Source organism: Spongiactinospora gelatinilytica (genome assembly GCF_003236385.1).
Lineage (GTDB): Bacteria > Actinomycetota > Actinomycetes > Streptosporangiales > Streptosporangiaceae > Spongiactinospora > Spongiactinospora gelatinilytica.
This window is the reverse complement of the sequence record NZ_POUA01000432.1, coordinates 1-5,926: the sequence shown is the minus strand read 5'-3', so window position 1 is coordinate 5,926 and position 5,926 is coordinate 1. Positions and strand designations below refer to the sequence as shown.

Sequence of the window (5,926 nt, the reverse complement as noted above, 5' to 3'; positions counted from 1 at the left end):
GGGGCGAGGGCCGCCCGGGGACGTCTGGCAACGAACGGGGGCCGCCATGAACGTCGCGATCATCGGTATGGCCGGGATCTTTCCCGACGCGCCCGACGCCGAAGCGCTGTGGGAGAACGTGTTGTGGCGGCGGCGGGCGTTCCTGCCCGCCCGGAGCGGCGCCGACCGGGAGGCCCTGGTCGAGGGCCTTACCCCGCCGCAGGACGCGGACCCGGCGCCGTACCTGTCGGTGCGGGCCGCCACGCAGGCCATCGCGGACGCGAGCGGCCTTTCCACCGGGCGCATCGACCGGCGGCGGGTGAAGGTCGTGATGGGCGTGCCCGGCGATCCGATCGGCGCGCTGCTCGGTGGGCCCGGCGACCCGGTGGCGGGGGCGGTGTGCGAGAAGTTCGGGTTCCTGGGCGGCGGCCACGATCTTGAGGCGGGCTGCGCGGGATCGCTGCTGGCGGTGATCACCGCATGCCGTTCGCTCCGCGACGAGGGAGCAGACCTGGTACTGGCCGGGGGCATCGATCTCGAACTCAACCGGCCCGACCACCACTGGCCGGGCCAGGGCTGCGGGATGGTCGCGCTGATGCGCGCCGGCGACGCCGCCGAGCGGGGCATCCGCGTCCATGCCGAGATCGCGGGGTGGGGCGTGGCGTCCTCGGGCGGCGAGGGCCCGATCGCGCGTACCGCCGCCGAGGCGCAACTGCTGGCCCTGCGCCGGGCCTATGTCCACGCGGACGCGCTTCCCGGGGAGGTCGCGCTGTTCGAGGGCCACAGCGGTACGGCGGGCGACGCGGCCGACCTCGCCCCGCTGATCGAACTGCTGACCGGCGGCAAGCCGTACGGGCGCAGCCGGGGACGTCCGGCGGTGGGCTCGGTGAAGGCCAACATCGGCCACACCGGGGCCGCGTCCGGCGTGGCCGGGCTGATCAAGGCGGCGCTGGGCGTGGCGCGCGGCGTGCTGCCGCCGTCCACCGCCGCCGGGCGCAGGCACGAGTTGCTGGCCGGGCACGGAGCCCCGGTACGGCTGCTCGCCGGGCGCGAACCGTGGCCGGAGGGCCCCCGCTACGCGGGGGTCAGCGCGATGGGCCCCACCGGGGTCCACGCCCACCTGGTCATCAGGGACCGGACCGCGCCGGACGCCCCGCTGAACGGCCAGACCCCGCGCCGGACCTCCCAGCCGAGGGCCAGGACGTGGCCGCCGCCCTCCGCCGCCGAACCGCTCGTCTTCGCGGTGTCCGGGGCCGACATGCGGGCCGTGCGCCCGGTGCTGGAACGCGTCGCCGTCCAGGCCCACCGCTGGTCGGAGGGCGAACTACACGACCTGGCCTGCGGCCTGGCCGCGCAGCCGCCGCAGGGGCCGCTGCGGGTGGCGATCGTCGCGGGCACCGCCGAACAGCTCGCCGAGCGCGCCGGCCGCGCCGCCGAACGCACCGACCTGGCCGTGGGCCGGCTGCTCGCCCAGCCGGGGCTGTTCGTGGGCCTGGCCGTGCGGGGGCGGGTCACGCTGCTGTTCCCTGGCCAGGGCGCACCGGTACGCCGCCCCGAGGACGCCGGACGCGGCCCGGCTGCGGCCCTGTGCGGCGCGCGGGTGGCCGACACCGCCGTCGCGCAACCCGCGATCATGGACGCCTCCCTGGTCGCGCTGGGCGAACTGGACCGGCTCGGGCTCAACGCGGGCGCGGCCATCGGGCACAGCACCGGCGAGATCACCGGCCTGGTGTGGGCGGGCTGCATGTCGGTCCGCCAGGCCCGCAGGCTGGTACGGCGGCGCGGCCAGATCATGAGCGACCTCGGCGCGCCCGGCACCGGCATGGTCAGCGTGGCCGCCTCCAGGGAACAGGCCGAACTCCTGGCCGCCGGGACCGGCGTGGTGATCGCCGCGCAGAACGGCCCGAACGTCCACGTGCTGTCCGGGCGCGACCCCGAGGTGGCGGCCGTCGCCAAGCGGGCCGCCGACGAGGGCATCGAGGCGATCGTGCTGCCGGTGTCCCGGGCGTTCCACTCGCCGCACGTGGCGGCCTGCGTCGAACCGTTCGACGAGTGCCTGCGGGACGTGTCGTTCGCGGCTCCGGAGCGCACGCTGATCTCGACGGTCACCGGGCATCCGGTCGGCGGCCACGACGACCTGGCCATGCTGCTACGCGCGCAGTTGCTCGCCCCGGTGCGGTTCTGGGACGCCGTCGGGCGGGTCGCGGCGGTCACGGATCTGTTCTGTGAGGCCGGTCCGGGGCGCGGGCTGGCCTCGCTGGTGGCCCCGACCGGCGTGCCCGCGGTCGGCACCGACACCTACGGCCCGGACGGCGTGGCCGCCGCGGAGACCGCCGCCGCACTGTGGGCCTGCGGCGGGCTGCCCGACCTGGCCGCGCTGTACGGCGACCGGCCGCGCCGCCCGATGGACATCTGGCGCGACCGCGTCTTTCTTTAGGTCCTTTCCAGGATGCGCAGCGAGCCGGTCTGGCGTACCTGCATGAACGCGCCCGACTCGACCGCCCTGCGGAAGATCCGGTAGGGGCCCTGGCCGCCGTCCTCCGGGCGCTCGAACACGTCGTGGATCGCCAGCGCGCCGCCCGGCATGACGTGCGGCGACCAGCCCTCGTAGTCGGCGGCGGCCAGGGCGTCGGCGTGGCCGCCGTCGATGAACAGCATGGCCAGCGGGGTGCTCCACAGCGCGGCCACCCGCTCGGAGGCCCCGACGACGGCGATCACCTCGTCCTCCAGCCCGGCGGCGGCGATGGCCGCGCGGAAGAACGGCAGCGAGTCCATCCGGCCGGTGGCCGGGTCGATCAGCTCGGGGTCGTGGTGCTCCCAGCCGGGCTGGATCTCCTCCGAACCGCGGTGGTGGTCCACGGTCACCACGACCGAGCCGGTCTGCCGGGCAGCGGCCCCGAGGTAGATGGCCGACTTGCCGCAGTAGCTGCCGATCTCGCAGATCGGGCCGCGGGCGCCGTACGCGCAGCCCGTCTCGTACAGCGCCTGCCCCTCTTCTGCGGGCATGAAGCCCTTGGCGCGCCCGGCGGCCGAACGCAGCTCGGCGGGCATCGCGGGCACCGGCGTGGGATGGATCACCAGGGCAGAGTACCCGGCGCCGGTGACATCATCGAAAGTGCGCACAACGCGCTCTCACGGAGGTGAACAGGTGAAGGTCGAGGTCGATCCGATGATCTGCGAGGCCAACGGGGTCTGTACGGGTCTGGCTCCCGAGGTCTTCGAGTTGGACGACGACGATGAGCTGCGCGTCCTGCTGCCCGAGCCGCCTCTGGCGCTGGCCGACCGGGTACGGCACGCGGTGCGGTCCTGCCCCAAGGCCGCCCTCACCCTGAGCGAGTGACCCCCCTACAGGAGGATTTCTGATGCGAGCCGCGTTGGTCCATGCCGTCGGCGGCGGCGTGCTCGACATCCGCGACGACGTCACACTCGCGCCGATCGGCCCGGGCGACGTCCGGGTGCGGATGCGGGCGACCGGTGTGTGCCACTCCGACCTTTCGGTGCTTTCCGGGGTGCTGCCGCAGCCGTTGCCGATCATCCCGGGGCACGAGGGCTCGGGCGAGGTGGTGGAGGCCGGCGAGCACGTCACCGGCCTGCGGCCGGGTGACCGGGTGATCATCAGTTGGACCCCGCCGTGCGGCGGGTGCGCCATGTGCCTGCGCGGCCAGCCGTACCTCTGCGCGACCTTCATGGGCAAGGTCTTCTCCACGCCGCGGTTCCGGTTCGGCGGCGATGCCGCCCCGGCGTACGGCATGGCCGGGTGCGGCACCTGGGCGGAGGAGATCGTCGTGCCCTGGCAGGGCGCGATCAAGGTCGACCCGGACGTGCCGTACGAGGTGGCGGCGCTGATCGGGTGCGCCGTCACCACGGGCGTGGGCGCGGTGCTGAACACCGCCGAGGTCCGCCCGGGGGCGACGGTCGCGGTGATCGGCTGCGGCGGCGTGGGGCTGTCGGTCGTACAGGGCGCGCGGCTGTCCGGGGCGACGACGATCCTGGCCGTCGATCCGCTGCCCGCCAAGCGCGACCTCGCCAGGCGGCTCGGCGCCACCGACGCCTGCGCCCCCGGCGACCTTGAGGAGACCATCGCCACCGCCACCGGCGGCACCGGCGTCGACCACGCCTTCGAGGTCGTCGGCACGTCCACCGCGATCCGCTCCGCCTGGAAGGCCGCCCGCCGCGGCGGCGACGTGATCGTGGTGGGCGCGGGCGCGTCCGACGACATGTTCTCGGTGTCGGCGTTCAACCTGCTGTTCGAGGGCAAGAACCTGCTCAGCTCGGTCTACGGCGGCGCGGACGTCCGCCGCGACTTCCCCTACCTCACCCGCCTGTGGAAGGCCGGCCGGCTGGACCTGGAGAGCCTGATCAGCGCCCGGATCAAGCTCTCCGACCTGAACGAGGCCGTCACCGCCCTCGCAGACGGCGAGGTCCTGCGCCAGATGGTCCTGCTGGACTGAGGGTTATGTAGATGCCATCTAGGTAGATGGCATCTACCAAAGGGTCGCCCATGAGCGGATTCGTCGGCCGCCGGACGGAACTGGCCGTGCTGCGCAAGCGGCTCGACCATGTCACCGCCACGGCGACCGGCGTGGCGGTGACGCTGCGCGGGCGGCGGCAGGTCGGCAAGTCGCGGCTGGTGCAGGAGTTCTGCGACCGCGCCGGCGTGCCGTACTTCTACTTCACCGCCACCAAGGGCATGTCGCCCGTCGAATCCGCCGAGCGCTTCTCCACGGACCTGCGCGACTCCAGGTTGCCCACCGACCCCGAGCAGGTCCCCACCGTGACGTCGGGAAACTGGACCGACGCCCTTCGCGTTCTGGCCGGCGCGCTGCCGTCCCGGCCCTCGATCGTGGTCATCGACGAGCTGCCCTGGCCGGCCGAACAGGACGAGGTCTTCGACGGGGCGCTCCAGACCGCGTGGGACCGGCTGCTGTCCACCAGGCCGGTGCTCCTCCTGCTGCTCGGCAGCGACCTGCACATGATGCAGCGGCTGACCTCCTACGAACGGCCGTTCTTCGGCAGGGCCGACGCCATGGTCCTCGGGCCCCTGAATTCGGCCGAGATCGGCCGCGCGCTGGGCCTTGCCCATGCCGACGCCATCGACGCCCATCTGCTGTCCGGCGGGCTGCCAGGCATCCTGCGCGCCTGGCCATCCGGCACTCCCCCGCTCGACTTCGTCGAGACCGAGTGCGCCGACCCCTTCTCGCCGCTGTTCGGAGTCCCGGAGTCGGTGCTGCTCGCCGAGTTCCCCACGCCGGACCAGTCACAACGCGTGCTTGAGGCGATCGGCGCGGGCGATCGTACGCAGGCCGCCATCGCCGCCGCGGCCGGGGGCAGGGCCGGGCCGCTCAAGTCGGGCTCGCTGTCCCCGCTCCTCGCCCGCCTGGTCCACGACAAACGGATCATCGCCGCCGATCAACCGCTGTCCACACAGCCGGGCAGGCCCACGCTCTACCGCATCGCCGATCACAACCTGCGGCTCTACCTCGGCATGCTGCGCACCGCCGCGGAGCAGTCCCGCAGGGGCCGTCCGGAGGCGGCTTTCCGGGGGATCGAGCGGCGCTGGCCGTCCCTGCGCGGGCGTGCCGTCGAGCCGGTGATCCGCGAGGCGCTGACCCTGGCCGCCCGGGCCGGGGAGCTGCCCTGGGCGGGCGTGGAGGCCGTCGGCGGCTGGTGGAACCGCCGGTTCGATCCCGAGATCGACCTGGTGGGCGTGGACCGGTCGCCGGTGGCGCGGACCGTGCTGTTCACCGGCTCGATCAAGTGGCTGTCCGGTCCGTTCGACCGTCATGACCTGGCCGCTCTGCGCCGGGGTGCGCTCGCGGTGCCCGGGTTCACCACGGACACCGCGTTGACGGCCGTTTCGCTGTCCGGACTCGCGCCCGACGTTCCGGCGGACGATCTCGCGCTCGCGTGGGGGCCGGAGGATGTGGTCAGGGCCTGGGGGTGAGGC

General features: G+C 74.0%; 5 protein-coding genes. 4 read left to right on the top strand and 1 reads right to left on the bottom strand.

Annotation, left to right across the window (positions count from 1 at the left end; translation table 11 throughout):
- On the top strand, nt 1-2,416 hold a 2,416-nt coding region (locus C1I98_RS33915; protein WP_233508417.1), incomplete at its 5' end, for a type I polyketide synthase.
- On the opposite strand, the gene C1I98_RS33910 is transcribed toward C1I98_RS33915, so the two are convergent.
- Complete coding sequence (locus C1I98_RS33910; RefSeq protein ID WP_111171423.1) at nt 2,413-3,030, bottom strand: class I SAM-dependent methyltransferase; 618 nt, start codon at nt 3,028-3,030, stop codon at nt 2,413-2,415. The genes C1I98_RS33915 and C1I98_RS33910 overlap by 4 nt on opposite strands.
- 97 nt (nt 3,031-3,127) lie before the next feature.
- On the opposite strand from C1I98_RS33910, the gene C1I98_RS33905 reads away from it, so the two are divergent.
- The 3 genes from C1I98_RS33905 to C1I98_RS33895 are packed head-to-tail and all read left to right on the top strand — an operon-like array spanning nt 3,128 to nt 5,923.
- The gene (locus tag C1I98_RS33905; RefSeq protein WP_111171421.1) at nt 3,128-3,319 is read left to right on the top strand and encodes a ferredoxin; all 192 of its coding nucleotides are present in this window, start codon (nt 3,128-3,130) and stop codon (nt 3,317-3,319) included.
- A 22-nt stretch (nt 3,320-3,341) separates the two neighbouring features.
- Complete coding sequence (locus C1I98_RS33900; protein WP_111171420.1) at nt 3,342-4,430, top strand: Zn-dependent alcohol dehydrogenase; 1,089 nt, start codon at nt 3,342-3,344, stop codon at nt 4,428-4,430.
- A 50-nt stretch (nt 4,431-4,480) separates the two neighbouring features.
- A complete protein-coding gene (locus C1I98_RS33895) occupies nt 4,481-5,923 on the top strand; it encodes an ATP-binding protein (protein ID WP_111171419.1) in 1,443 nt (480 codons plus the stop codon).
- The last annotated feature ends 3 nt before the right edge of the window (nt 5,924-5,926 follow it).